Below are 25,002 nucleotides of genomic sequence, written 5' to 3'. Positions count from 1 at the left end.
TGGCATCGAAGCACGGACGAGCGCAAAATCTGGCACCCACCATGGATATCGATTCGGACACAAGGCCTCACATGCAGCACAGCACGGCGACCCTGGCGCCGGCAACACGACGTCAAAGCAATCGATGGAAACACGCGTCGTCGGCCATCGTCCTGCGGGAAAAACGCTTCTCGCCGTCCAAGCTCGCGGTGCTGATTGGGGTCGCCTCGCAAGCCGGTCTGGACGCGAGCGCGGTGCTGGCCGGCACCGGTCTCGACGTCGAGGCCATCGCCGACCCGTTCACGCTGACGTCGCCGCTGCAGTTTCTCACCGCCGCGCGCAATGCGGTCAGCCAGTACGGCGAGTCGGACCTGGGGGTTCGGGTTGGGCGTCAGATGCATGCGTCGAGTTACGGCATGTACGGCTACGCGCTGCTCTGTGCCGGCACCATGGCCGGCATGTTCGACACGGCGGTCAAATACTTCGAACTGGTCAATGGCGTGCTCGATCTGTGCTGGGTCGAGCACGAAGGTGTGGCGTCATGGCTCTTTCCGCAGCGCGAAGAAGTCCTGCTGCCCGAGGTGGACGATCAGCTCTACCGCTTCCTGATCGACCTGCAAATCACCGTGCACGCAACCGTCACCAGAGATGTGATGGGCACCTGGTGTGTGCCCGCGCATGCGTCCTTCACGCAAGCGGAGCCGCCCCATGCCGCCGCGTTGGCCGAGGCGCTGGAATGTCCGCTTGCCTTCGGCCAGCCGCGCAACACGCTCAGCTATCCGGCGGCGTGGTTGTCGCGCGCGCCGCAACTCGCCAACCCGATCACGGCCGCGCAGGTGTCGACGGAGTGCGCCCGTCTGCTCGAAACATTCCGCTGGCAGGCGGGCCTCAGCCGGCGCGTGTATCAGGAGCTGATTCGCACGCCCGGCCAGTTCCCGGTGATCGAGCAGATCGCCGGGAACCTGTGCATGACCTCACGCACGCTTCGTCGCAAACTGGACGCCGAGGGCACCTCTTATAGCGAATTGCTGACCAGCGTGCGCAAAGCGCTCGCCATCGACTATCTGACGACCACCACGCTCGGCACCGAAGACATTGCCCTGACGCTGGGCTTTAGCGATGCCGTGGGTTTTCGGCATGCGTTCAAGCGGTGGACGGGCAAAACGCCCCATGAGGTCCGGCAAAACCGCACGACGGCGGCTAGCGGGTCGAACGGCGATCAGTGATTGCCGGTGCCGGCAGCGTCGATCACCGTCCACTTCCCCACTTTCGCGACTTCCCGCTCGTCGAAATTGAAGCCGAGTCCGGGCGTCTGATGCAGCACGATGCGGCCATTCTTGTGGCCAAGTTGCCGGTCGATCAACCGCCGGAAGTTCAGCACCTGATCGTCCCAGAAGTACTCGACATAGCGCGCATTCGGTGTGGCCGCAACCAACGGCGCGTGCACGTCGTGAAACCAGTGCGGGCACATCACCACGCCGTAGCTCGCGGCGGTTGCCGCGATTCGTCGCCATTCGCTGATGCCGCCGCACACCACCGCGTCCGTTTGCAGGATCGCCGCGCCGCCCTTGTCGAGCAGTTCCTTGTGATACCAACGGCCATAGCCGATCTCGCCGGTGGCGACCGGCACGCGCGTGAGCTTGGCGAGTCGCGCGTGATTGTCGATATCGTCCGGCGAGAACGGCTCTTCGACGAAGTACGGATCGTATTGCTCGATACGCCGCAAATGCTGCAACGCCTGGGTCGTGTCGGTCCAGCCGTTGTTGATGTCGATCATCAGTTCGACGTCGGGGCCGATCGCTTCGCGCGCGGCGCGCACGCGCGCTTCTTCGTCGCGCGGCGAAAGACGGCCGCCCTTCATCTTCACCGCCTTGAAACCCATCTCGACATAGCTCGCCATTTCCTCGCCGAGCATGCCCGCCGATTTGCCGTCGAGGTAATAGCCGCCGCTCGCATACGCCGGCACCGTTTCGAGTTCCACCGCGCCGAGATACTTGTGCAGCGGCACGTTGTGACTGCGCGCGTTCAGGTCCCACAGCGCCGTGTCGAGAATACTGAGCGCGCGCATTACCGTGCCGGCGCGGCCGTGCAGCAGGGCTTCCTGGTACATCGCCTGCCACAGGCCTTCCACCGCGTACGAGTCCTTGCCGATCAGCACCGGCGCGAGCAACTGCTCGACAGCCACGCGCAGCAGCTCACCGCCCGCGCTGCCCACATAACAGAAACCGATTCCTTCGACGCCATCGGTCGAACGCACTTTGACCAGGCCGTAGTGACGTGTCGTCACCGTGCGGGTAGCAAACGAAGTCACCCGATCGAGCGGCACACCCGCCGCGCAAACCGATACCGATTCAATCTTTGGCATTTCCACACTCCTCCATGTTGGCGGACCGTTCGCGTCTGATGCGCGTTCGGTGAGATCGAAGTGTGATAGCCGCGTGGCATCAAAAACAGTATCCTTTGGCTTCTTCAAAAGATAAAAATTCTATTCGATGGACTCGCGCTATCTGCAGAGCTTTGTCTATGTGGTCGAACTCGGTTCGATCGCCGAAGCCGCGCGGCGTCTCGATCTGACGCCGGCTGCGGTGGCGCAGCGCGTGAAGATGCTGGAACAGGAACTCGGCGCGAAGCTGGTGCGCCGGTCCGGCCGCACGGTCGGCACGACCGAGGCCGGCGAGCGCATTCTGGCGCGCGCCCGTGCGGTGCTGCACGACATTCGCGACCTCTCCGCCGATCTGAACGACGCGTCCGTGCTGGCGGGTCAACTGCGGCTGGGCGGCACGCCGACCATGATGACGAGCGTGATTCCGGACGTACTGGCCGCTTTGCTCGCGCGGCATCCGCAGATCGATATCTATCTGGAGCCCGGCAATTCAGTCGATCTGTACCGCAAGGTGGTGAGCGGCGATCTGGACGCGGCCATGCTGGTGCAGCCGCTGTTCGAGCTGCCGAAAAGCTGCGACTGGCACACCTTCCGCGAAGAACCGCTGGTGCTGCTGACGCCCGCATCGATGCAGGTCGGCGATCCGCACGAGGTGCTGCGGCGCGAACCATTCGTGCGTTACGACCGCAATGTCGTCGGCGGTCAGCTCGCCGACGGCTACTTGCGTCAGCACGGCATCCAGCCGCATCAGCGCTGCGAACTCGACGGCCTCGATGCGATCGCGGTGATGGTGGACCGGGGGCTGGGCGTGTCGCTGGTGCCGGACTGGCTGATGACGCGTTTCTCCGGACTCGCGCTCGCCCGATGGCCGCTGCCGCATGCGTTCCCGAAGCGCGTGGTGGGCCTGCTGTGGGGGCGTTCGTCGGCGCGTATGCGGCTGGTGCAGGCGTTTCTGAAGACCGCGCAGGAGCTCGACGCGATGCCCGCGACGAAACCGCCGCGACCCGGGACACAAAAATAATTAACGTTTGAAGCAAGCGGCTCACGCTTCTTCGCTGTTCATGGTCACGCAATACTGCTTCGGCGCCTGAATGCCGTCAAAAGGCATTCAAGGACGCGGCCACTCTGAACACCGAAGGAGACAAAAACATGAGCACGCCCTCGTCCTGCTTACCCGACACACGCGGCTTACGTGGCGTCCGTGGCTTAGGCGGCGTCCTGTCGCCGGTCCTCACGCCGTTCAATGCGGACGGCACGCCCTCGCCGGTCCGCTTCGTCAATCACTGCCGCTGGCTGCTGGACCAGGACGTCGGGCTCGCCGTGTTCGGCACCAACTCGGAAGCGAACTCGCTCACCGTCGACGAAAAGCGCGCGCTGCTTGACGCGTTGCTGGAAGCCGGCCTCCCGCCCGAGCGGATGATGCCGGGCACGGGTGCCTGCGCGCTGCCCGACGCGATCGACATGACCCGTCATGCGGTGGCCAGCGGTTGCGCCGGTGTGCTGATGCTGCCGCCGTTCTTCTACAAAGGCGTGAGCGACGAAGGCCTGTTTCGCGGCTTTGCCGAAGTGATCGACGCGGTCGCCGACAGCCGCCTGCGTCTTTACCTGTATCACATCCCACCGGTTTCGCAGGTCGGTCTCAGCTTTGGGTTGATCGAGCGATTGCTCAAGCGCTATCCGGGCGTCGTCGCGGGCATCAAGGACAGCGGCGGCGACTGGCAACACACGGCCGCGTTGATCGAGACATTCCAGAGCGAACACTTCGACGTGTTCGCCGGCACCGAAACGACCCTGCTGCCCACGCTGCAACACGGCGGCGCCGGCTGCATCACGGCGACCGGCAACGTCAACGCGGCGGCGATCGTCAGTCTCGCGCGGCACTGGCGCGACGCCGACGCCGCGGACCGGCAGCAGCGCCTGAACGACACGCGCGCGATTTTCCAGCGCTACCCGATCATCGCCGCGATGAAGGCCGCGATCGCCTGGCAATCGGGCGACGCGCAATGGACCACAATGCGCGCGCCGCTGGTCGAACTCGACGACGCACAGCAACGCGAATTGCAACAGGCGCTCACGCGCGACGGTTTCGAAATGGAAGGCGCGGTGAGGCTTGCGGCGGGTTTTCAGCCGCAGAACGGCTTTGCAAACCACAAGCCGCGTCGTCAGGAGAGCAGCACCGCCTGACCCTGACCCGTGAGGCCCGGCCCTGGAAGCGCGGCTCACGGCCCCGTACACTCTCACATCGTTCGCCCGCCACCGCACTCAAAATAACCAGTACGGCGGGCCAGGAGACAAGCCTTGCTCAGTCACACGTCCTACCCCGTCGCGCTCGACGCGACGTCCGCCGACTCATTGTTCCGCCGCGTCGCGTGGCGCTTCATGCCGCTGCTGTTCGTCGGCTACGTGGTCGCTTATCTGGACCGCGTCAATGTCGGCTTCGCGAAACTGCAAATGCTCAGCAGCCTGCATTTCAGCGAAGCGGCGTATGGTCTCGGCGCCGGTTGCTTCTTTATCGGCTATTTCCTGTTCGAGGTGCCGAGCAATCTGCTGCTGCACCGCTTCGGCGCGCGACGCTGGATCGCCCGCATCATGGTGACGTGGGCGCTGCTTTCCATGGTCACCGCGTGGGTCAGCACGCCGCTGATGTTTTACATCGTGCGCTTTCTGCTCGGCGTGGCCGAAGCCGGATTTTTCCCGGGCATGATCCTGTACCTCACGTACTGGTTTCCGTCACATCGGCGCGGCAAGATGACCGCGCTGCTGATGGCCGGCATTCCCGTCTCCGGTTTGCTCGGTGGTCCGCTGTCCGGCTATCTGATGCATGCGTTCAACGGCGCATGGGGACTCGAAGGATGGCAGTGGCTGTTCATCGTCGAGGCGTTGCCGTCCATCGTGCTGGGCGTGGTGATCTACTGCTGTCTCGACGATCGCGTAGCCGACGCCAGCTGGCTCACCGACGCGGAAAAGCGCCTGATTCAAGGCGAAATCGATGCCGATGGCGTGGTCCGCACACACGGTTCGGTGCGCGCGGTGTTCGGGTCGGCGCGGGTCTGGCTGCTGTGCCTCGTGCTGTTCGGCATCGTGATGGGCTCGTATGCGATCGGCTTCTGGCAGCCGACCATTATTCGCGGCACGGGCATCGACGATCCGCTGATGATCGGCTTGCTGACCATGATTCCGTATTCGGTCGCGCTGGTTTCGATGCTCACGGTAGGCCGCCATGCCGACCGCACGCGCGAACGCCGCTGGCATATCGTCGTGCCCGCGCTGGTGGCCGCGGCCGGTTTCAGCCTGTGCGCGGCCAACGGCCACAGCTCCGTGCTGTCGATGCTCGGCCTCACGCTGGCCGTCTCCGGCGTGGTCACCGCGCTGCCGATGTTCTGGGCGCTGCCCACCGCGTTTCTCGGCGGCAGCGGCGCGGCGGCCGGCATTGCGTTGATCAATTGCACCGGCAATCTGGCGGGCTTTATCAGTCCGACCGTGATCGGCTGGCTCAAGGGGTACACGCATACGCTGGCGTCCGGGCTGGTGCTGACGGCGTGTACGCTGACGCTCTCGGCGGTGCTGATTCTGGTGTTTATTCCGGCACGGCTGGTGAATCGCTGAGGCCAGTCCAAACCCCTTAAGCATCGTTTAATTTTTCTATGTTTTGCTCGGGGCCCGTTCCCTCCCTTTTGCGATCATGAAAACCCTCTTCCGCGCCTCGATCTTCGCCGTTACGCTGTTTGCCGGCGCGCTTTCCACTGCCCATGCATCGACGTCGGCACCGGTGGCCGGCAAGGAATACACCGTTCTCTCCACGCCGCAACCGGTGGATGCGCCCGGCAAAATCGTCGTCACGGAATTCATGTGGTACGGCTGCCCGCACTGCGCGGAGTTCGATCCGTATCTGGAAGCATGGGTGAAAAAGCAGGGTCCGGACGTGGTGTTTCAGCGAGTCCCGGTCGCCTTCCGCGACGATTTCGTGCCGCATTCGCGGATGTTTCATGCACTCGACGCGCTGGGCCTGGCATCGCGCCTGACGCCCGTGGTCTTCAACGAAATCTACGTGAAGAAAGACTATTTGCTGACGCCGGATTCGCAAGCGGCCTTCCTCGCCACCCAGGGCGTGGATAAAACCAAATACCTGCAGGCGTATAACTCGTTCTCGACGCAAAGCGCGTTGCAGCGCGACACCCGGTTGATCAAGGACTATCAGGTCAACGCGACGCCTACGTTAGCCGTGCAGGGCAAGTATTTAACCGGTCCCGCCAGCACGGAAAGCTTGCCGGGCACGATTCAGGTGCTGGATTACCTGGTGGCGTCGGTGCGGGCGAAAAAGATGTAAAGACACACGTGCTATAACAGCGGCGACCGCCTTCTAACCCACGAGGCGCGCCGCGTTCAACCTGAGGCCGCGGCTAGATTCCCCGGCCGCTTGCGCTATCCGCCCTGCAACGCGGGCAAAGCCTTCTCGAACAGATACCCCGGCGGCTCATCCTCACCGAAGTCATGCGCCGACAGCAGCGTATAGCCGTTGGTTCGATAAAGCGCGATCGCTTCAGGCTGACGCGGCCCCGTGCCAAGAAACACGCGCGTATAGCCCAGCCGCACGGCCTGCGCTTCCAGTTCGGTCAGCACACGCCGCGCGAGCCCCTGACGGCGATGCCGGCTGCTCGCCCAGATGCGTTTGAATTCGACGGTGCCGGGATCGGTATGGCGCATGAACGCACCGCCCGCAATCGCTTCGCCATTGCGCAATACCAGCACGAACGCCCCCTCCGGCGCGGCGAACGCCTCGACCGGATAGCGCTGCATTTCCTGCGCGATCTCCTGCTCGTCGATCAGGCCGGCGTAACGGCTGCCATATTCCTGAGCCAGTTCGTCGAACAGCGGACGTGCCAACGGATCGAGAACCGAAACGTAGACGAGTTGATCGTCTGTTGCGACGGAGGGAAGCACCGCTGACATACCCTATCTCCTTGCCTGCGCGTAACGAACCGGCAGTTCCGCGGGTGTGGTGAGTTGCGGTCCCGGCGCGTCGGCCGGCCGCCAGCCCAGTTCGGGGGCGACTCGCGTGACGACGTCTTCGAGGATCTGCTGATAGTTCTCGAACGGCAAATCATACGGCAACTCGAGCCGCAGTTCGCTCACCTGGTTGAGCACCGGGTCATCGAGCAAACGGCCGACGATTTCATCGGCCGATCCCACCAGATCGGGCACGAACAGCGTGCGCCGTTCGCCCTGCGGCGCCAGCGTGCGCGCGTGGCGCGGTTCGGCGAACTCGCGATAGCGCTGCCGGGTGCGAGCATCGGCGCCATCCGTTGGCACGATCACGCGACCCAGCGCAATGCGCGGCGCGCGCGTCTCGCGCCAGTGCGAACGAAAGATTTCGAGCTGGCTCACCTGCGCGTCGCGATAGTTGTCGGTGCCCTCGCCGGTCGTGATGTTGCCGATCAGCAGATTGAAGCCGTTGCGGCCGGCCCATTCGATCGAGCGCTGCGAGCCGCCGCCGTACCAGAGCCGATCCGTCAGCCCCGGTGCATACGGACTCACGCGCGGCCGCACGCGACCCGCCGCCGATTCGACAAAACTGTCTTCCTCGCCGAGCCATTCGCCCGCCAGATTGCGCCGCAAGCGCTCGACACGCGCGTGCGAAAAATCGATCAACTCGGGATTGGCATCGAACAGCCGCTCGCCGAGCAGAATGCCGTGCGCCGGCGCGCCCGCGCTCAGGCCGATATTCAGGCGGCCGTGCGACAGCACGTCGACGGTGGCCAGATCTTCGGCCAGCCGGAACGGATTCTCGTAACCCATCTGGATCACCGCCGCGCCGAGTCCGATACGCGTGGTGCGCTGGCTCGCCGCCGCCAGAAACGTCGCGGCGGACGACACCGCGCGCTCCAGATGTCGCTGACGTACCCACGCGCTGTCGTAGCCGAGCGACTCGCCGGCGCGAAACAGGTCGAGCGTGCGCTCGAAACCGGCGAGCGGCGCATCGTCGGGATAATTACCCGGCGTCAGGAAAGCGAGATGATCGATGCGAACCGCGCACATAGTGGACCTCGTTATTGTTCTGAAACTGCGTCGATGCCGCGCTTGAAACGCCCGGTGCCGACAAACCGATATCGGACAACGCCCCCCCGGTTCACGCATCCGGATACCCCGGCGGATTGGTTTCCGAATGCTCGATGGCTTGCGCCTGCACACCCCAACGCGTCAACGCCGCGCGATACTGCCCGCCGTGGATCAACTGATTGGTCGCCGCCGTCAGCGCCGACGCAAGCCCGCTATCTTTGCGCGTCGCGATCGCGACGTCGGCCTTGAGCGGCCAGCCCGCGTTGACCGTGCCGACGCGCCGGGTCTGCCCTTGCGTCGCGGCCTCGTAGGCCAGTTGCGCATCCGGATTGAAGATCGCGTCCACGCGTCGCGACAGCAGCGCGAGCCGTCCCGACGCGGGGTCGTCGTCGTAGTACTGCAGCGTGGCCGCCTTCAGGCCTTGCGCGACGTTGCGCCGGCTCCATTCGAGGAGGATGTGCTCCTGAATCGTCCCGGAGCCGGTGACGATCCGCAAACCCGCGATATCGCGCGGCTCGCGAATCGCTTTGATCGGGCTGTCGTTGCGCACATAGAAGCCGTGCAGACCGAGCCGGTAGGTGGTGAAGTCGAACTTCTTCTTGCGCCCCTCGGTCACGCCGACGTTCGAAATCACCGCGTCGTAGCGGCCCGACGTCAGACCGAGCGGCCAGTCGGCCCACGCGACCGGCACCAGTTGAAGCCGCAGGCCGAGCGCGTCGGCCAGCAGTTGAGCGTAGTCGGGATCGGCGCCCACCACGCTGTGCGCATCGGTCGCATAAGTGGCGATAGGCGGCGCGGCCGGCGCGACCGCCACGGTGAACACGCCGGGCGTGACGAAGCGGTAGCTTGCGGCGGCCTTTAGCGCTTCGGCGTCTTTCGGTGCGCGCACGCGGCCTTTCTGCTCCGCGCTGAAGTCGAAAGACTGCGCGGCGGCCTGCGCGATACCGGCATGCCACGCGAGCGGCATTGCGGCCAGCGCGGTTAGCTCAAGCAGGAACGTACGGCGTAGCTTGAGCGATGGATTCGGATTCTGCGTGTCGAGTTGTCGTTGTCGTCGTCGCATACGGTCAGAGTACCTTCGATAAAAACTCGCGCGTGCGCGGATGAGCCGGGTCGCCCAGCACGTTCGACGGCGGACCGGATTCGACGATACGTCCACCGTCCATGAACACGATCGTGTCGGCCACCTCGCGCGCAAAGCCGATTTCGTGCGTGACGATGATTAGTGTGGTGCCGGAGCGCGCGAGCTGGCGGATCACGTCGAGCACCTCGTTGACGAGTTCGGGATCGAGCGCGGAAGTCGGCTCGTCGAACAGCAGTACTTTCGGCTTCAGCGCCAGCGCGCGGGCAATCGCCACGCGTTGCTGCTGACCGCCGGACAACTGGCGCGGCCACGCGTCGGCCTTGTCGGCGAGTCCCACGCGCGCGAGCAATGCGCGCGCTTCCGCCTCGGCTTGCGCACGCGGCACGCCCGCCGCGAGCGGCGCTTCGATCACGTTGCCGAGCACGTTCAGATGCGGGAACAGATTGAAGCTCTGAAACACCATGCCGACGTCAGCGCGCCGTCGTCGCAAGATATCTTTTTCCTTGAGTTCGTAGAGCGTGCGGCCATCGCGCCGATACCCGACCAGTTCACCGTCGATATCGATAAACCCATCGTCGACGCGTTCGAGATGGTTGATCGTGCGCAGCAGCGTCGATTTGCCCGAGCCCGACTGTCCGAGGATCACCGTGACGCTTCCCGACGCGAACGACAGCGAGATGTCATCGAGCACCTTCAGCGCGCCGAAGCTCTTCGACAGGTTGTGAATGCCGACCCGGCCGCCGATTCGCCGCTGCGCCCAGCCCGCCGCTTCCACTGCCGCCGTGTCAGATGGGCATGCCGTACTCGCCGTGTTCACCGCACGCGGTTGCGCATCCCGTTGCGCCAGGCGTTCCGCCCGCGCGCTGCCGCGCGCACCGAGCCAGCGCCCAAACAGCGCGCTCAACGGCGACACCGCCACCTGGTCGCGTGTCGCGCCACGCGCGAAATACCGCTCGATATGCACCTGAATCGCCGACAGCACGGTCAGAATGATCAGATACCAGACGGTGGCGACCATCAGCAGCGGAATGACTTCCAGGTTGCGGTGATAGACGATCTGCACCGTGTAGAACAGATCCGGCATCGCGAGGATATACACGACCGACGTGCCTTTCGCGAGACCAATCACATCGTTGAACGCGGTCGGCAGGATCGCGCGCATGGCCTGCGGCAGCACGATGCGCCGCACCTGCCGTCCACCCGGCAAGCCAAGCGCGGCGGCCGCTTCACGCTGCCCGTGATCGACCGACAGCAGCCCGCCGCGAATCGCTTCGGCCGCGAACGCCGCGTGATTCAGCGTGAGCCCGAGCACGGCCGCGAAGAACGGGCTGATCAGATCGGTGGTCGACTCATTCAGCAGCGCGATATGCGTGAACGGCACGCCGATCCAGATGGTCTCGTACAGATAACCCAGGTTGTTCAGCAGTAGCAGCAGCACGATCAGCGGAATCGAGCGGAACAGCCAGATGAACGCCCACGCGCAACTGGCGAGCAACGGCGAACCGGACACACGCGCAAGCGCGAGCGGCGTCGCCAGTGCGAAGCCGAACAGCGCACCGAGCGCCGTCAGCACCAGCGTGCGTCCAAGGCCCGAGAGCACCGGTTCCGCGAAAAACCACGCCGAGAACACGCCCCAGCCCCAGCGCGGATTGCCCAGCACCGAGTTCAGGACGAGCCCGATCAGCACGATGGCCAGCACCGTGCCGGCGGTGCGCGCGTGATGCCGCGTGGGCACGATCCGGTAGTGCGCGTACTCGTGCCGCTCGGTGGTGTCCGGTAGCTGGCCCGAGTGGACGGACCCGGCAAACGGCGTGGTGGTGTCGCTCATGATGTTGCCCTCCTGCGTTGCAAACCGTCGTGGTTCATGCCGTTTCCGCGGCCGCGTAGCGGCTTTCGCGGCGCGGCAGACCCAGGTGATCGCGCAGCGTCGTGCCGGCCAAGGTGCGGCTATAGCGGCCGCGTGCCTCCAGTGCCGGAATCACGTAGCGCACGAAATCGTCGAGCCCTTCGGCCTGCACCGGAAAGCCGAGAATGAAACCGTCGGCCGCGCCGGCGTCGAACCAGCGGATCAGTTCGTCGGCGATCTGCTCGCCCGTGCCGATGAATTGCGACTTCGGCGTCGCGACTTCGAGCGCGACCTCGCGCAGCGTCGAGCCCTTGCGCTTCGCTTCGGTCTTGATGCGGTCGGTCGTCGAACGGAAACTGTTCGCGCCGAGTTCGCCCAGTTCGGGGAACGGCGCGTCGAGCTCGTATCGCGTGAAGTCGTGGTGTTCGAAGAAGCGGCCCAGATAGGCGAGCGCATCGTCCACGGTCAGCAGGTCGCGGATCACGCGATACTTCGCCTCGGCTTCCTCCACCGTCGCGCCGACGATCGGGCCGATGCCCGGGAAGATCTTCACGTCGTCCGCCGCACGGCCATGCAGGACCGCGCTTTGCCGTACCTGTTGCGCGAAAGCTTTGGTTTCCTCCAGCGACGGCGAATGCGTAAACACCGCGTCCGCGTATTTACCGGCCAGCGCGATCCCCGAATCCGACGAGCCCGCCTGGAAAATCACCGGCTGACCTTGCGGCGAGCGCTGAATATTCAGCGGCCCGGCGACCTGGAAAAAGCGCCCTTTGTAATCGAGCGTATGCAGCTTGTCGCGCTCGAAGAAACGGCCGCTGTCGCGCTCGCGCACGAACGCGTCGTCATCCCAGCTATCCCACAGGCCCTGCACGACGTCGAGATATTCGTCGGCGATCTCGTAGCGCAGTTCGTGATCGGGATGCTCGCCGCCGTAGTTCTTCGCCGACCCTTCGAGCGGCGACGTCACGACATTCCATCCGGCCCGCCCGCCGCTGATCAGATCAAGCGACGCGAATTGCCGCGCCACCGTAAACGGATGGCTGTACGACGTCGACAGCGTGCCGGCCAGCCCGATCTTCGAGGTCGCGGTCGCGAGCGCCGACAGGACCGAGATCGGCTCGAAGCGGTTCAGGAAATGCGGGATCGACTTCTCGTTGATATACAGGCCGTCGGCTACGAACGCGAACGCCACGCCGTTGGCTTCGGCCTTCTGCGCGATACCGGTGATGAAGTCGAGGTTGACGCTGGCGTCCGCGGGACCGGCGGGATGTTTCCACGAATTCATGTGGCCGCCTGCGCCGTGCAGCATGATGCCGAAAGTGAGGTTTCGCTGAGTCATGGTCGGGTCCGTCAAAGGGGGAATGGGGAGAAGCGGGATGCGATTAAACGCTGGCGGGTTGCCGCGTTGCGGCGAGTGCTTCAACCGATGCGAGCCGCAACGCGTAATCCGTCACCGGGGTGTCGATCACGAATTCCTCGATCCCGAAGCGTTCGTGCAACGCGTCGAGTTCGCCGCGGACTTCATCGGGCGTGCCGGTGATCACATGCGGCCGCAGTTCGTTGAGCCGGAAGTCGGTCACGCCGATTTGCCGCGCGAATTCCGCCGCCGCTTCCGGGCTCGGCAGGTTCACGGTCTGTCCACCGGCGAGGCGCACCTTGAACACCCGCAGTGCGCCGACCTGACGCTGTGCCTCGGCCTTCGACTCCGCCGCGAACGCATACACCGCGAGCAACGGCGTGCGGCCCGTCGCGCTGCGGTAGGCGTCGAACGAACGCTCGATGTTGGCCTCGTCGCCATTGAAATGGCCGGCGTAGCAGTACTGCCAGTCGTGCTGCGCGGCGAGCGCCGCGCTCTCGGGACTGCCGCCCAGCAACACGCGCTGCGGCGGCTCAGGCGGTGTGGGCAGCGCCACCGCGCCGGCCAGCGGATGATCTTCGGCCACGCCCCACTTCAGGAACGCGTCGAGTTCGGCGAGCTGATGCGCGAAGTCGGGCTTCTTCGCCTTGTCGTGAAACCACTGCAGCGCGCGCGTGGTCAGCGGCAGTCCACCCGGCGCCTTGCCGACGCCGAGATCGACACGCCCCGGCGCCAGCGCAGCGAGTACGCGAAACGATTCGGCCACCTTGAACGGGCTGTAATGCTGAAGCATCACGCCGCCCGAGCCGACGCGAATGCGCGATGTATGCGCGAGCAGATGCGAGACGACGATTTCCGGCGCGGAACTCGCGAGACCAGGCGCGCCGTGATGCTCGGCGATCCAGTAACGCTTGTAGCCCAACGCCTCCGCGCGCTGCGCGAGACGCACCGTGAAACGCAGCGCGTCGTGGGCCGTTTTACCGTCGGCGATGGGACTCTTGTCGAGAATCGAAAGTGAATAGGACACAGTGAGCCCTCCTGGTGTACCGCCAGGTACATGGGGATAAGTTGTGGGGAATAAGCCAAACGAAGCGCCGAACGAGCCGAACGCGGCGAACGAAACCGTTGATCCATTATGGTCATCCGCGCCCGATTCCGTTCGAGCAAATTTTTCTTTGCATATCAGCAAATCGTCAGAACAGGTAGCGGGCGCGCGCGTAATAGAACCCGCCGTTCACGCCGGTCGTCGACGCGAACGAATCGTATTGCGCGCCTTCGAGTTGCGCGACGTAAGGCAGCCTGGTCGGATACACATCGAACAGATTGTTCGCGCCCAACGCGATCTGGAATTTCTTCGTCACGTCGTAGCGGACTTCGACGTCGGTGATATAGCGCGCCGCATTCTCGAAGTGAAGGAACTGTGTCGTCGAAAATGCATTCGGCCCGACAATGTAGGTTTCCTCGCTCGACGTCGAGCCGAAACGGGTCTCGTGCAGGCTGACGCCCCACTTGTCGAGATGCCACGTACCGCCGACGATGATCTTGTTCTTCGGCGTCGACGTGCTCAGCCACGCGATCTGCTGCGCGTTGAGTTCGGGCCCGCCATTCGCACCGGTTGCGATATGCGTGACCGACGTCGTGTTGATGTTCACGCCGAGGTCCCAGTCCACCTGCCCGAACGCGCCGAAACCCGTGTGATAGGTGCCGGTCAGATCGAGCCCGCGCGTGCGGGTGTTCGCGCCGTTGGTGAAGTAGCTCGCCGACACCGCCGAGGCCGGAATTGAACTCGGCACCGACAACCCCGCGGCCTGCATCGCGGCGATCGCGGCCGCGCCCGACGCGGTCCCGCCTTCGACGATACGGTTGCGGATATCGATCTGGTACGTGTCGAGCGCCAGGTGCAGGCCCTTGACCGGCGTCAGCACGAAGCCGAGGTTGTAGTTGGTCGACTTCTCCGACTTCAGCGGCGCGGCGCCGATCAGTCGGGCCGCGCCCGAGTTGGCCGCCAGCAGGCCCTCGACCGAGGCCGGCGATTCGTTGATGTTGCTGTAGTACTCCTCGGCCAGCGACGGCGCGCGAAAACCCGTGCTGACGCTGCCGCGCACGGCGAATGCCGGCGTGAAGTCGTAGCGCGTCGAGAACTTGCCGTTGGTCGTGTTGCCCACGTCGCTGTAATGCTCGAAGCGTCCGGCCAGATCGACGGTCCATTTCGGCGTGAGATGTGTGGACAGATCGATATACGTGGCGACCACGTTGCGCGAGTTGTCGCTCGCGCTGACGGGCGCGAGACCCGGCAACGCCTGCGAGCCGCCGTCCAGATACGAAGCGGGATCGCCCGCCCCCACCGTGTACGTCTCGCGGCGCTGCTCGACGCCCCACGACACGGTCACCGGCGCCGGCAGCACCGGCAACTGGAACGCGCGCGAGAAATCGAGGTTGTTGGTCAACTGCGTGTTGCTGACCGTCGCCAGATGGAAACTGGTCGGGGTATAGCCCTGGCTTGCGAACAGCCCCGTGTTCGCCGAGTTCGTCATGCCGATAACATCGTGGTCGCCGCCGTAGGTCGAACTCAGATCCCACGACCAGCCGAACAGGTTCTGACCTTTGATACCGGTAGTCACCGAGAAGTCGTTTTCGTTGACCGTCTCGGTCGGCACGAAACCGTTCGGGTAGATTTGCGGCAGCACGCCAGGCGGACGGTAGTTCTGATACGCCTGCGCATTGCGGTGCGCGTAGGTGCCGAAGCCGTACAACTCGACGTCGTCGCCGACGTAGTAGCCGGCGTTGTAGCCGACCGCTTCGCGCGTGCTGGCCGGGTCGCCTTCAATCGGGTTGTAGTAGCCGTGCCCCGGCTTGAACGAGCCGAAATAGTCGTCGGGGCCGGTGCGTACCGTATGGTTCTGACGGTTGTAGTCCGCGCTCAGATCCAGAAAGCCGTTACCGCCGAGATTCAGGCCAATGGTGGCCGTTTCGCCGTTTTTGAAGCCGTCGCCCGCGTAGGTCTGGCCGTTGGTGGTCTGCAACTCGCCGCCATGCGAACTCCGCTTCAGGATGACGTTGATGACGCCCGCGATCGCGTCCGAGCCGTATTGCGCCGCCGCGCCGTCGCGCAGCACTTCGATGTGATCGATCAGCCCGACCGGAATCATGTCGATATCGACGCCGGTCGAGCCCTGGTTGAGGCCACCGTCGAGCGCGATATTCGCCGTGGTGTGGCGGCGCTTGCCGTTCACCAGCACGAGCACGTGGTCGGGGCTCAGGCCGTGCAGCGTCAGCGCGTCGGTGAGCAACGCGGCGTCGCCTGCGTAGGTTTCGCGCGAGATCGACGGCGACAACTGGACCAGCGCGTCGCGCAGATTGTTCTGGCCGGTGGAGCGCAATTGCGCGCCGCTGATCACGTCGACCGGCGTCAGGCTTTGGCTCGCTTTGGTATCGGTGCGCGTGCCGGTGACGACGACCGTGTCCTGCTGCACGGTGTTGACGCTGTTGGCCACGGCGCCCGACGCAGGCGCACCCTGCGCCCATGCCGTGCCGTTGCAGGCGACCGCCAGCACGGCCATCGACAGCATGGTCCTGCGAACCTCCATGACGGGCTGAGTCGCCCGATGCTTGCTGTTTGTCCCGCGCATCGACTGTTCCGTTTTGTATGGACGAAGGGCGCCGGCACACCGGCTGATCGCAGCCGTGCGCAAGGCAGTAACGTGGTGATGAAAACGATGGAAAGCGAATTCCCGCCAGGCAGCGATCGCTGCCCTCACGGTCCAGCTAGTGTTCCAACTGCCGTTTCCAGCTCTTGGGCAAGCCGGGAGTCTCGCGCTACGACCGTTGACCGAGCGGCTCGGCGCGGCGCAGATCGCTGAGCGATTCGAGGCGGCCCGGCGCCAGCAAGTCCTTGCCGAACGGCAGCCGGAAATGAATCTCCGGCGCGATCGAGCGATCGAACAGCGCTTCGTAGCCCGTGCTCGCATAGAGCCCAGCCGCTTCCGGCTGCCTGAAACCCGTGGTCAGGTAAACGCGGCGATAGCCCTGGCGTAACGCGCGCTTTTCGAGTTCCTCCACGACGCGGCGAGCGAGTCCCTGGCGACGTTCGCTCTCGTGGGTCCAGATCCGCTTGAGTTCCGCCGTGTCCGTGTCGTAGCGCTTGAACGCACCGCCGCCGACCGTCCGCCCGTCGCGCTGGATCACGATAAAGGCGCCCTCCGGCGGCGCGAACAGTTCGGCCGGATAACGCAACATCTCTTCACTCACCGACGCGGCGCTGTCTTTGCGGAACTCGCGATAACGCGTCGTGTATTCGATCTCCAACGCGGCCAATAGCGGTTGGGCGATGGGATCGAGCGGTGTGGTATCGATAATCTCGTAGGTCATGATAGATGCGGGGATGGCGCGGACGCCGGTCGATTGTCCGGTGGATCTTTATCCTGTCCGACTTCGAATGCTGTCGAACTGGAAACAAGATAACAGGCCGGTAATGCGGAATGAACCAAACATTTAGCGAATGGTTATTCCATGATTAATGGAGTTTTATTGGCGTCGTTATTCGCGCTATAGCGGCGAGATTTAGCCATTAGAGAAAGATGGGAATTCAGAAATCGCGCGTTCGGATGCCGGTTATTGCAAATGAAACGCGCGTTTCTCCAGGATAACGCCGGTGAACGAATGTCTGCCCGGCTTCAAACCGGTTCGGCGAGATGGAACAGACAGTCGCCGCGCTCCACCGCGGCGGGCACGCGTTTGCAGACCACCTGCCCGGCTCCCGCAAAAAACGTCGTGACGGGTTCGCGCAACGGCGTGTCGGGGAAATGAATACGTGCCGCGGGCTGCCCTGCCACGACCTGATCGCCGAGTTCGACGAGCGGCTCATAGACACCGCGATCGTAGGCGTAGACATAATGGCGCGAGCCGGACACGCTGAAGAAACGCGTTTGCGACGGCGGCGCGTCCGGTACGAGCGGCCCGCTCAGCAGACCGATAAAGCCGAGCAGATGCAGCAGCCCTTGCCGTGCTTCGCGCAACAGTCTCGCCTGCACGGTGCCGCCACCGCCGAGTTCCGCGAGGATCGACAGCGCGCCCTGCCGCCGTGCCGCGCTGGCCGAATGAACCGGATTCGGCCGATGCAGAAACGCCCGCGGCAACCCGAACGCGGCGAGCAAGGCTTTGAGGCGTTGCTCTTCTTCGGGGTCACGCGGTTCGATCGCAAGCATATTCGCGCCGTCGTAGAGCAGCGAACTGCCGCCCGAATGCAGGTCGATCAGATACTGCGCGCGAGTCAGCAACGTGTTCTCGATGTAGTCGGCGATCGCTGCCGTCGGCGTGCCTTGCGGATCGCCGGGGAAACTGCGGTTCAGATTGCCGCCGTCGAGCGGCGAGGTTCTCAGACCCGCCGCTGCGGCGGGGAAATTCGCCATCGGCAGGAAGATCAGTTGGCCGCGCACCCACTGTGGCTCGATGTCGCGAATCAGGCTGGAGACTAAAACCTGACCTTCGTATTCATCGCCGTGATTGCCGCCCATCAGCAGCACGACGGGGCCTTCGCCGTTGCGCACCGAGGCGATCGGAATCGGGATCCAGCCGTACGCGGAACGGTGCACCGAATGCGGCAGGCGCAGATAGCCGACGTGACGTCCATCGGCATCCAGATCGATTTCGTTGTGCAAGGTAGTCATCGGGGCTCCATGAACGACCGGGAGTGGGACACGTTACCGGAATCCCGACTATCCGTGAACCTGGCATTGCGCATTTGGATTCCCATCAGCGCATCGGAAAGGAACGCGCGCGCCGCTTGCACGATTGCGCAGATCGATAGCAGAAATAGTTGGTTTGATCCGCCCAATCCGCTCACTAGACTGCGACTCATCTTGTCATAACAAGTTGAACCATGACGAACTCGCTGTCTAGCCCGCTCCCCCAGTTTGCTTCGCCCTCGCCTCTGCCGCTCTACGCGCAGATCAAGGAAACGCTACGCACACGCATCCTCGACGGCAGTTACGCGCCGCATAGCCAGATGCCGTCCGAACACGAGCTCTGCGCGATGTTCGGCGTGAGCCGCATCACCGTGCGCCAGGCGCTCGGCGATCTGCAGAAAGAAGGCTTGCTGTTCAAGCTGCATGGCAAAGGCACCTTCGTTTCCAAGCCCAGGGCGTTTCAGAACGTGAGTTCGCTGCAAGGCTTCGCCGAAGCGATGTCGTCGATGGGCCACGAGATCGTCAACCGGTTGCGCAGCTTTCGTGTGGTCGAGGCCAATCGCCAGGTCGCCGCGCGGCTGAAGCTCGACGAAGGCGCGCCGGTTGTCGAAATTCATCGCGTGCGTTTGCTCGATCGGGAGCCGGTGTCGCTCGAACTGACGTGGCTGCCGGAAGCACTCGGCAAGCGCCTCGCGAACGCGGACCTGGTCACGCGCGACATCTTCCTGATCCTCGAAAACGACTGCGGCATGCCGCTCGGTCATGCCGACATCGCGATCGACGCGATGCTCGCCGACGACGAAATCGCCGACGCGTTACGTGTTGAACCAGGTGGGCCCGTGTTGCGCATCGACCGTCTGACCCACGACGCCGACGGCGCGCCGATTGACTACGAGCACCTCTACTTTCGCGGCGACGCGTTCCAGTACCGGCTGCGGGTCGACCGGGACAGGACGGCCGGCGCCGACCACACGGTCAAACCCGACGCAACCAGGACAGCACCATGATTACCCATGTACTCGACTACGACATCGTGATCGTCGGCGGCGGCACGGCGGGCCCGATGGCCGCCGTCAAGGCGAAGGAAGCGAATCCCGGCCTCAAGGTGCTGCTGCTGGAAAAAGCACACGTCAAGCGCAGCGGCGCGATTTCGATGGGCATGGACGGCCTGAACAACGCGGTGATTCCCGGCCACGCGACGCCCGAGCAATACACACGCGAAATCACGATCGCCAACGACGGTATCGTCGATCAGGAAGCGGTCTATGCGTACGCGAAACACAGCTTCAAGACCATCGAGGAACTGGATCGCTGGGGCGTGAAGTTCGAGAAGGACGGCACCGGCGACTATGCGGTGAAGAAAGTGCATCACATGGGATCGTACGTGCTGCCCATGCCCGAAGGCCACGACATCAAGAAGGTGCTGTACCGGCAATTGAAGCGCGCGCGGGTGGCGATCACGAACCGTATCGTCGCCACGCGTCTGCTCAAGGACGCGCAGGGCAACGTGTGCGGCGTGCTCGGTTTCGACTGCCGTACCGCGGATTTCTACGTGGTGCGCGCCAAGGCGGTGATCCTGTCGTGCGGCGCGGCCGGACGACTCGGCCTGCCCGCGTCCGGCTATCTGATGGGCACTTATGAAAACCCCACCAATGCCGGCGACGGCTATGCGATGGCCTATCACGCGGGCGCCGCGCTCGCGAACCTCGAATGCTTCCAGATCAACCCGTTGATCAAGGACTATAACGGCCCTGCGTGTGCTTACGTGACCGGCCCGCTGGGTGGGTTCACGGCCAACGGCAAGGGCGAACGCTTCATTGAATGCGACTACTGGAGCGGTCAGATGATGTGGGAGTTTTACCAGGAACTGCAAAGCGGCAACGGCCCCGTGTTCCTGAAACTCGATCACCTCGCCGAAGAAACCATTCAGACCATCGAGCAGATCCTGCACACGAACGAGCGCCCCAGTCGCGGACGTTTCCATGCGGGACGCGGCACCGATTACCGTCAACAGATGGTCGAGATGCATATCTCGGAGATTGGTTTCTGCAGCGGCCACAGCGCCTCGGGCGTGTATGTGAACGCGCGCGCGGAGACGACCGTGCCGGGCCTTTACGCTGCCGGCGATATGGCCGCCGTGCCGCATAACTACATGCTCGGCGCTTTCACGTACGGCTGGTTCGCGGGACAGAACGCGGCGGCGTATGCAGCGGGTCGCGAGCATGCTGCGTTGGATCAGGAACAGATCGACGCCGAACGCGCGCGCATCTATGCGCCGCTCGAACGCGACAACGGTCTCGCACCTTCGCAGGTGGAATACAAGCTGCGCCGCATGGTCAACGATTATCTGCAACCGCCCAAGGTCACGCGCAAGATGGAAATCGGCCTGCAACGCTTCGCGGAAATCGCCGACGACATCGCCGCGATCAAGGCCAACCATCCGCACGAGCTGATGCGCGCCGCCGAAGTCCGCGCGATTCGCGACTGCGCGGAAATGGCCGCGCGGGCGTCGCTGTTTCGTACCGAGAGCCGCTGGGGGCTGTATCACCATCGGGTCGACTATCCGCAGCGCAACGACGCCGACTGGTTCTGCCACACGCATCTGCGCAAGGACGACGCGGGCCGCATGGTCAGCGAGAAGCGCGCGGTCGAACCGTATGTCGTGGCGCTCACCGAGACCGAACTCGACTCGTACCGCAAGCTGCGCATCCCCGAAGCGGAGAGCCGCCCGCTCGCCGATGCCACTGCCTGAAAGAAAGAACGTAAGAACGCCAGAACGAAAGGAAGGAAGCCCCGCGATGTCCTATACGCCCCACGAGATTTTCCAGCGCAGTAGCGCGCCCGTCACGATCGATGAAAACAAATGCATCGCGGACAAGGGCTGCACCGTCTGCGTCGACGTCTGCCCGCTCGACCTGCTCGCGATCGACGTGAGCAAAGGCAAGGCCTACATGCAGTTCGACGAATGCTGGTACTGCATGCCGTGCGAGCAGGATTGCCCGACCGGCGCGGTGAAGGTCGAGATTCCCTATCTGCTTCGCTAGCCGCCCCGTTCATGACCGATTCCACTTTACTGACGCACGATCCCGACACGCTGGCGCCCGAAGCCGCTGCGCTGCTGCCGCGTCTCGCCGATACCGATCCCGTCGTGCGCCGGATCGCGCTGCTCGAACTGGCCGATCTCGAAGAACCGGATACCCTGCCGCTGATCGCGCACGCGCTGGCCCATGATGTATCGGCCGAGGTCAGGCGCGAAGCGGCGCGCGTGCTCGGTTCGTGGGAAGAAGCGTGGATTGTCGACGCGCTCTGCCACGCGTTGCTCGACGCCGATCACGACGTGCGTACGGCCGCCGCGCAGAGTCTGTCCGCCTTGAAGGACGACGCGTGCGGTCCAGTGCTGCACCGCTGGACGGATCACGCCGAACCGTTCGTACAGGCCGCCGTGTTGCGCGGCTTGCGCGAGCTGCGTTACGCCGACGCGCTGGAACCCGCGTTGCGAGCGCTCGACCATACCGACGACAGCGTGCGCACTGAAGCCGTCGTGCTGCTCGGCTGGTTGAAGGACACGCGCGCCTTGGCGCCGCTCGCCGACACCGTCACCGGCGACACCAACGCGGATATCCGTCGCGCGGCAGTCGGCGCGCTGGGCTTCGCACCGGCCACGCACACGGCGACGCTGACCGCATTGCTGCAAGCGCTGAGCGATCCGGTCTGGCAAGTCCGCGAAGAAACCGCGACGACGCTCGGCAAACTGCGCGCGAACGCCGCGCATGACGTGCATGACGTGCATGACGTGCATAAGGTGCATAAGGTGCATGACGCACTGATCGCCGCACTCGCCGACGACTACTGGCAAGTCCGCCTGCGCGCGGTCCGTGCACTGGGACACATGGGCGAACGCGCCGCCGCGTTGCCTATCGCCGCGTTGTTGTCGAATCCGATCAGCAATCTGCGCAAGGAAGCCGCGCTCGCGCTGGGCGAATTGCGCGAACCCGCGACGCTGCCCGCACTGCGCGACGCGTTGAACGACGCGGACCCCGACGTGCGTAAAGCGGTGCGAATCGCGCTTCAGCAGATCGAGGACGCCAGCCGATGAACATACCGAAGCGCGTCGAACTGAGTGCCGACGCCGTGATTTTGCATTGGCCCGGCGCGGCCGCGCAGCGGATCGCACACCGCACGTTGCGCGACGCGTGTCCGTGTGCGGGATGCCGTCGTCTGCGTAGGGAGGCCGGTGAAACTGTGCACGCGCAAGATGTGGTCGTAAGCACAGTCCAGCCGATGGGTTACGGCGTGCAGCTGGTCTTCAGCGACGGACACGATCGCGGCATTTTTCCCTGGCCGTATCTCCAGGCTCTGCCGGAGATCGCAAGCACAGTCACCGCCACTGCGCTCACAGCCTGAAACCGTCGACCGCGATCAGCGCCAGCGAAAGCGTGCCGACCAGCACAAGGCTCACGGCCCAGACCGTATCCAGATTGAACCAGCTCCGCGACACGAATTTCAGGCCGAGGTAGCGGTAAACCAGCCACGCCAGCAGACCACCGCCCGCCATCATCGCGGCGGCATGCACGGCGGAAACCAGCAAGGCCATCTGGAGATTCGCATCGATCAGCGTCTGCGCGGCCCGATGCGCGTGATCCATGCCGTACGAGCGGCACAGTCCGAGATAAACCGGCACGAGCATCAACCCCGCGCCGTGCGCGATGGCCACGGAGAACGACCACAGCGCCAGCCGCGACGGAGGAATCCTCGCGAGCAAGCGCGGATGCCGTCGCTGGATCAGCAGCCACACGCCGAAGCCGATCACAAGTACGCTTGCCCCGGCCTGGATCTCACGCTGCCACGCGAGCAGAACCGCCAGCATCGCGAACGGCATCATCACCGCGAGCATGGCCAGCACGTGTCCTGCCGCGAGATAAAGCAGCGCGCCGGCGAGTGCCCGCGCGCGTCGTTGCATCAATCCGCTCGACACCGCGAGCGGCCATCCCATAGCGGGGTTGAGCCCGTGATAGAGGCCGCTCGCGAGCACCGCCAGCCACAGGCCGGTCTGCGACCAACCTGCGCCGATCAACTGCCCACCGACGGATAACAGAACGAATCGGTCGAGCAGTCACCGCCTTCCAGCCGGATCTGATGCGACCGGTAGCCGTCGGGGAACGTGACCCAGAACTCCTTGTCCAGCGTGAGACCGCCGCCCGGCTCCACATGCGCCATGACCTTGGCTGCGGGTACGCCCTCCGGATAGAACTGGTCGTCCCACGTGGAATATAGCGAGTTGGTCCAGTAGACGCGCTTGCCGTCGCGGCTGATCTCGATCATCTGCGGGCCGCCGCCGAACGTCTTGCCGTTCGCATGCGGCGTGCGCCGCACGATGCCGCCGATATGCACCGAGCCGGTCAGCTTCGGCTTGCGCGGCTCGGTCACGTCGTACTGGCGCAATTCGCCGGTGCCCCAGCAGGCGACGTAAAGGAATTTGTCGTCGATCGACAGATCGATGTCGGTGACGAGCGGCGGCACCGCGCCGAAACCTTGCAGCAGCGGCGGCAACAATTCCGCGGCAGCGGGCTCGGCCGGAATGGTCGCGGTCTTTTCAATGTGGAACTGCCCGCCTTCGCGCCACCAGGTCCAGATCGAACCTTCCAGATTGGTCGTGTCGACCACCACGCCGAGGAAGCCGTATTCGCGGCTGGGATCATGCGCAGGCCGCACTTCGAGCGCCATCTGATGATTCGCGCCGAGGTCGAGCGTCTGCACGTTGCGCCGGGCGCGCAGATCCCAGAAGTGGACCCGGTGCCCGTATTGATTGGAAAGCAGATCTTCGGGGACGATCCCGTTCTCGAACTGCGGCGGCAACGCCCACTCGCTCGACACCATGTAGTCGCGCGGCAGATTCCACCAGAAGTCGTAGTGCTTCGCCTGCATGTCGCGATCGATTTCCCAGCGGCCGAGCACCTCGAAGGTTTCGCAATCCATGATGAAAATGCCCGGCGGCCCGTCGGTGCCGTCTTTGCCCGCGCCACCCAGCGTGCTGATGTAAATCCCTTCCGGTCCGCAATGCACCGTATGCGGACGCGAGTACCCCGTTTTGCGGAAAATTTCCTCGGGCTCGATGATTTTGTGAATGCGCGCCTGCGTGGGATGCGGCTTGGTATCGACAATGTAGATGCGCGAAGAACGCAGCCCCGGAATGATCAGATAGCGCCGTTCGAGAAACGCATGTCCGGTTAGCGGCGACAACGACGACGAACACGCATTCCAGCCGAAGTGATGGAATTCGTCGCCGGTGTTGGGCATGGTCACCGTGTGCACCACCTGGCTGTAGGTGGGTGAGCCGGGTTTCACGTCGATCACGGCGAGCGCGTCGGGTTGCGAGAAATCGGGGCTCAGCAGCAACGTGTACGCGTAATCTTCCGGCGGCGCCTCCATCGCGAGTTTCGGCGATGCGTGGAACGTGGGATCGGGGCGCATACCCATGACGGGAGTCTCCTGGTTTGTCTGATTCGGAAGGTTGGATACCGGATGATCTTGACCGTGCGCGCCACGCCATGCACGCGCTCCGGTTTAGATTTGTAGTGCACGGCGGCGACGAGAGCAACCGGAAGTTTTGCC

The 25,002-nt window shown here is 64.1% G+C and carries 22 protein-coding genes; 10 read left to right on the top strand and 12 right to left on the bottom strand.

All coding sequences use genetic code 11. The features are described 5' to 3' along the window. The first annotated feature begins 71 nt into the window (after positions 1 to 71). Positions 72 to 1,205: an AraC family transcriptional regulator gene (locus tag FA94_RS09025; protein ID WP_035549857.1), complete on the top strand. Its 1,134-nt coding sequence runs from the start codon at positions 72 to 74 to the stop codon at positions 1,203 to 1,205. Here FA94_RS09025 and FA94_RS09020 read toward each other — a convergent pair. Beyond that, entirely contained in the window at positions 1,199 to 2,344 is a 1,146-nt protein-coding gene (locus tag FA94_RS09020) for a mandelate racemase/muconate lactonizing enzyme family protein (protein WP_035549854.1), read from the bottom strand. The genes FA94_RS09025 and FA94_RS09020 overlap by 7 nt on opposite strands. A 127-nt stretch (positions 2,345 to 2,471) precedes the next feature. On the opposite strand from FA94_RS09020, the gene FA94_RS09015 reads away from it, so the two are divergent. From FA94_RS09015 to FA94_RS09000, 4 genes are all read left to right on the top strand, one after another. After that, complete coding sequence (locus tag FA94_RS09015; protein WP_035549851.1) at positions 2,472 to 3,383, top strand: LysR family transcriptional regulator; 912 nt, start codon at positions 2,472 to 2,474, stop codon at positions 3,381 to 3,383. A gap of 128 nt (positions 3,384 to 3,511) precedes the next feature. Beyond that, positions 3,512 to 4,546 carry a dihydrodipicolinate synthase family protein gene (locus FA94_RS09010; protein ID WP_081935843.1) on the top strand — a complete coding sequence of 345 codons (1,035 nt, stop codon included), beginning with the start codon at positions 3,512 to 3,514 and terminating at the stop codon, positions 4,544 to 4,546. 114 nt (positions 4,547 to 4,660) lie between these two features. Continuing rightward, positions 4,661 to 5,968, top strand: a complete 1,308-nt coding sequence (locus FA94_RS09005; protein ID WP_035549848.1) for an MFS transporter — start codon at positions 4,661 to 4,663, stop codon at positions 5,966 to 5,968. A 76-nt stretch (positions 5,969 to 6,044) separates the two neighbouring features. Further along, positions 6,045 to 6,689 carry a thiol:disulfide interchange protein DsbA/DsbL gene (locus FA94_RS09000; RefSeq protein ID WP_035549846.1) on the top strand — a complete coding sequence of 215 codons (645 nt, stop codon included), beginning with the start codon at positions 6,045 to 6,047 and terminating at the stop codon, positions 6,687 to 6,689. 95 nt (positions 6,690 to 6,784) lie between these two features. On the opposite strand, the gene FA94_RS08995 is transcribed toward FA94_RS09000, so the two are convergent. The 9 genes from FA94_RS08995 to FA94_RS08950 all read right to left on the bottom strand — a co-directional run bounded on the left by FA94_RS08995 (position 6,785) and on the right by FA94_RS08950 (position 18,372). Beyond that, on the bottom strand, positions 6,785 to 7,312 hold the full coding sequence (locus FA94_RS08995) for a GNAT family N-acetyltransferase (RefSeq protein WP_035549843.1): 528 nt from the start codon (positions 7,310 to 7,312) through the stop codon (positions 6,785 to 6,787). A gap of 3 nt (positions 7,313 to 7,315) precedes the next feature. Next, positions 7,316 to 8,398, bottom strand: a complete 1,083-nt coding sequence (locus FA94_RS08990) for an LLM class flavin-dependent oxidoreductase (RefSeq protein WP_081935841.1) — start codon at positions 8,396 to 8,398, stop codon at positions 7,316 to 7,318. A 91-nt stretch (positions 8,399 to 8,489) separates the two neighbouring features. Beyond that, on the bottom strand, positions 8,490 to 9,386 hold the full coding sequence (locus FA94_RS08985) for an ABC transporter substrate-binding protein (protein WP_051981162.1): 897 nt from the start codon (positions 9,384 to 9,386) through the stop codon (positions 8,490 to 8,492). A 100-nt stretch (positions 9,387 to 9,486) separates the two neighbouring features. Continuing rightward, positions 9,487 to 11,331 (bottom strand): amino acid ABC transporter permease/ATP-binding protein, encoded by a 1,845-nt coding sequence (locus FA94_RS39745; protein ID WP_081935837.1) that lies wholly within the window; start codon positions 11,329 to 11,331, stop codon positions 9,487 to 9,489. Positions 11,332 to 11,365: 34 nt separating this feature from the next. After that, positions 11,366 to 12,688: an LLM class flavin-dependent oxidoreductase gene (locus FA94_RS08970; RefSeq protein WP_035549840.1), complete on the bottom strand. Its 1,323-nt coding sequence runs from the start codon at positions 12,686 to 12,688 to the stop codon at positions 11,366 to 11,368. 43 nt (positions 12,689 to 12,731) lie between these two features. Continuing rightward, positions 12,732 to 13,733 carry an LLM class flavin-dependent oxidoreductase gene (locus tag FA94_RS08965; protein WP_035549838.1) on the bottom strand — a complete coding sequence of 334 codons (1,002 nt, stop codon included), beginning with the start codon at positions 13,731 to 13,733 and terminating at the stop codon, positions 12,732 to 12,734. Between the two features lie 166 nt (positions 13,734 to 13,899). Continuing rightward, a complete protein-coding gene (locus FA94_RS08960; RefSeq protein WP_051980497.1) occupies positions 13,900 to 16,335 on the bottom strand; it encodes a TonB-dependent receptor plug domain-containing protein in 2,436 nt (811 codons plus the stop codon). Between the two features lie 187 nt (positions 16,336 to 16,522). Continuing rightward, positions 16,523 to 17,074 (bottom strand): GNAT family N-acetyltransferase, encoded by a 552-nt coding sequence (locus FA94_RS08955; protein ID WP_035549833.1) that lies wholly within the window; start codon positions 17,072 to 17,074, stop codon positions 16,523 to 16,525. Positions 17,075 to 17,379: 305 nt separating this feature from the next. Further along, positions 17,380 to 18,372 carry a succinylglutamate desuccinylase/aspartoacylase family protein gene (locus tag FA94_RS08950; RefSeq protein ID WP_035549830.1) on the bottom strand — a complete coding sequence of 331 codons (993 nt, stop codon included), beginning with the start codon at positions 18,370 to 18,372 and terminating at the stop codon, positions 17,380 to 17,382. 212 nt (positions 18,373 to 18,584) lie between these two features. On the opposite strand from FA94_RS08950, the gene FA94_RS08945 reads away from it, so the two are divergent. Genes FA94_RS08945 through FA94_RS08925 form a run of 5 tightly spaced genes read left to right on the top strand, consistent with a single transcriptional unit; the run spans position 18,585 to position 22,794 of the window. Then, complete coding sequence (locus FA94_RS08945) at positions 18,585 to 19,397, top strand: GntR family transcriptional regulator (RefSeq protein WP_051980496.1); 813 nt, start codon at positions 18,585 to 18,587, stop codon at positions 19,395 to 19,397. Further along, complete coding sequence (locus FA94_RS08940; RefSeq protein WP_035549827.1) at positions 19,394 to 21,142, top strand: fumarate reductase/succinate dehydrogenase flavoprotein subunit; 1,749 nt, start codon at positions 19,394 to 19,396, stop codon at positions 21,140 to 21,142. Before FA94_RS08945 ends, FA94_RS08940 begins: the two co-directional genes overlap by 4 nt. 46 nt (positions 21,143 to 21,188) lie before the next feature. Then, the gene (locus tag FA94_RS08935) at positions 21,189 to 21,434 is read left to right on the top strand and encodes a 4Fe-4S dicluster domain-containing protein (protein WP_035549825.1); all 246 of its coding nucleotides are present in this window, start codon (positions 21,189 to 21,191) and stop codon (positions 21,432 to 21,434) included. A gap of 11 nt (positions 21,435 to 21,445) precedes the next feature. Continuing rightward, the gene (locus FA94_RS08930) at positions 21,446 to 22,486 is read left to right on the top strand and encodes a HEAT repeat domain-containing protein (RefSeq protein WP_035549823.1); all 1,041 of its coding nucleotides are present in this window, start codon (positions 21,446 to 21,448) and stop codon (positions 22,484 to 22,486) included. Beyond that, on the top strand, positions 22,483 to 22,794 hold the full coding sequence (locus FA94_RS08925) for a DUF971 domain-containing protein (protein WP_035549821.1): 312 nt from the start codon (positions 22,483 to 22,485) through the stop codon (positions 22,792 to 22,794). The genes FA94_RS08930 and FA94_RS08925 overlap by 4 nt, the downstream gene beginning before the upstream one ends. Here the strand turns inward: FA94_RS08925 and FA94_RS08920 are convergent. Next, positions 22,784 to 23,464 carry a hypothetical protein gene (locus tag FA94_RS08920; RefSeq protein ID WP_035549819.1) on the bottom strand — a complete coding sequence of 227 codons (681 nt, stop codon included), beginning with the start codon at positions 23,462 to 23,464 and terminating at the stop codon, positions 22,784 to 22,786. The genes FA94_RS08925 and FA94_RS08920 overlap by 11 nt on opposite strands. Then, the gene (locus FA94_RS08915) at positions 23,461 to 24,867 is read right to left on the bottom strand and encodes a selenium-binding protein SBP56-related protein (protein ID WP_035549818.1); all 1,407 of its coding nucleotides are present in this window, start codon (positions 24,865 to 24,867) and stop codon (positions 23,461 to 23,463) included. The genes FA94_RS08920 and FA94_RS08915 overlap by 4 nt, the downstream gene beginning before the upstream one ends. Positions 24,868 to 25,002: the final 135 nt, after the last annotated feature.

It is taken from the genome of Burkholderia sp. 9120, from assembly GCF_000745015.1.
Lineage (GTDB): Bacteria > Pseudomonadota > Gammaproteobacteria > Burkholderiales > Burkholderiaceae > Paraburkholderia.
The sequence above is the reverse complement of the archived record's forward strand: the minus strand, read 5'-3'. Positions and strand labels throughout refer to the sequence as shown.

Coding starts and splice junctions, on each gene's coding strand:
- FA94_RS09025 (WP_035549857.1), top strand. CDS start 72: ATGCAGCACAGCACGGCGACCCTGGCGCCGGCAACACGACGTCAAAGC.
- FA94_RS09020 (WP_035549854.1), bottom strand. CDS start 2,344: ATGCCAAAGATTGAATCGGTATCGGTTTGCGCGGCGGGTGTGCCGCTC.
- FA94_RS09015 (WP_035549851.1), top strand. CDS start 2,472: ATGGACTCGCGCTATCTGCAGAGCTTTGTCTATGTGGTCGAACTCGGT.
- FA94_RS09010 (WP_081935843.1), top strand. CDS start 3,512: ATGAGCACGCCCTCGTCCTGCTTACCCGACACACGCGGCTTACGTGGC.
- FA94_RS09000 (WP_035549846.1), top strand. CDS start 6,045: ATGAAAACCCTCTTCCGCGCCTCGATCTTCGCCGTTACGCTGTTTGCC.
- FA94_RS08995 (WP_035549843.1), bottom strand. CDS start 7,312: ATGTCAGCGGTGCTTCCCTCCGTCGCAACAGACGATCAACTCGTCTAC.
- FA94_RS08990 (WP_081935841.1), bottom strand. CDS start 8,398: ATGTGCGCGGTTCGCATCGATCATCTCGCTTTCCTGACGCCGGGTAAT.
- FA94_RS08985 (WP_051981162.1), bottom strand. CDS start 9,386: ATGCCGCTCGCGTGGCATGCCGGTATCGCGCAGGCCGCCGCGCAGTCT.
- FA94_RS39745 (WP_081935837.1), bottom strand. CDS start 11,331: ATGAGCGACACCACCACGCCGTTTGCCGGGTCCGTCCACTCGGGCCAG.
- FA94_RS08970 (WP_035549840.1), bottom strand. CDS start 12,688: ATGACTCAGCGAAACCTCACTTTCGGCATCATGCTGCACGGCGCAGGC.
- FA94_RS08960 (WP_051980497.1), bottom strand. CDS start 16,335: ATGCGCGGGACAAACAGCAAGCATCGGGCGACTCAGCCCGTCATGGAG.
- FA94_RS08955 (WP_035549833.1), bottom strand. CDS start 17,074: ATGACCTACGAGATTATCGATACCACACCGCTCGATCCCATCGCCCAA.
- FA94_RS08950 (WP_035549830.1), bottom strand. CDS start 18,372: ATGACTACCTTGCACAACGAAATCGATCTGGATGCCGATGGACGTCAC.
- FA94_RS08945 (WP_051980496.1), top strand. CDS start 18,585: ATGACGAACTCGCTGTCTAGCCCGCTCCCCCAGTTTGCTTCGCCCTCG.
- FA94_RS08940 (WP_035549827.1), top strand. CDS start 19,394: ATGATTACCCATGTACTCGACTACGACATCGTGATCGTCGGCGGCGGC.
- FA94_RS08935 (WP_035549825.1), top strand. CDS start 21,189: ATGTCCTATACGCCCCACGAGATTTTCCAGCGCAGTAGCGCGCCCGTC.
- FA94_RS08930 (WP_035549823.1), top strand. CDS start 21,446: ATGACCGATTCCACTTTACTGACGCACGATCCCGACACGCTGGCGCCC.
- FA94_RS08925 (WP_035549821.1), top strand. CDS start 22,483: ATGAACATACCGAAGCGCGTCGAACTGAGTGCCGACGCCGTGATTTTG.
- FA94_RS08915 (WP_035549818.1), bottom strand. CDS start 24,867: ATGGGTATGCGCCCCGATCCCACGTTCCACGCATCGCCGAAACTCGCG.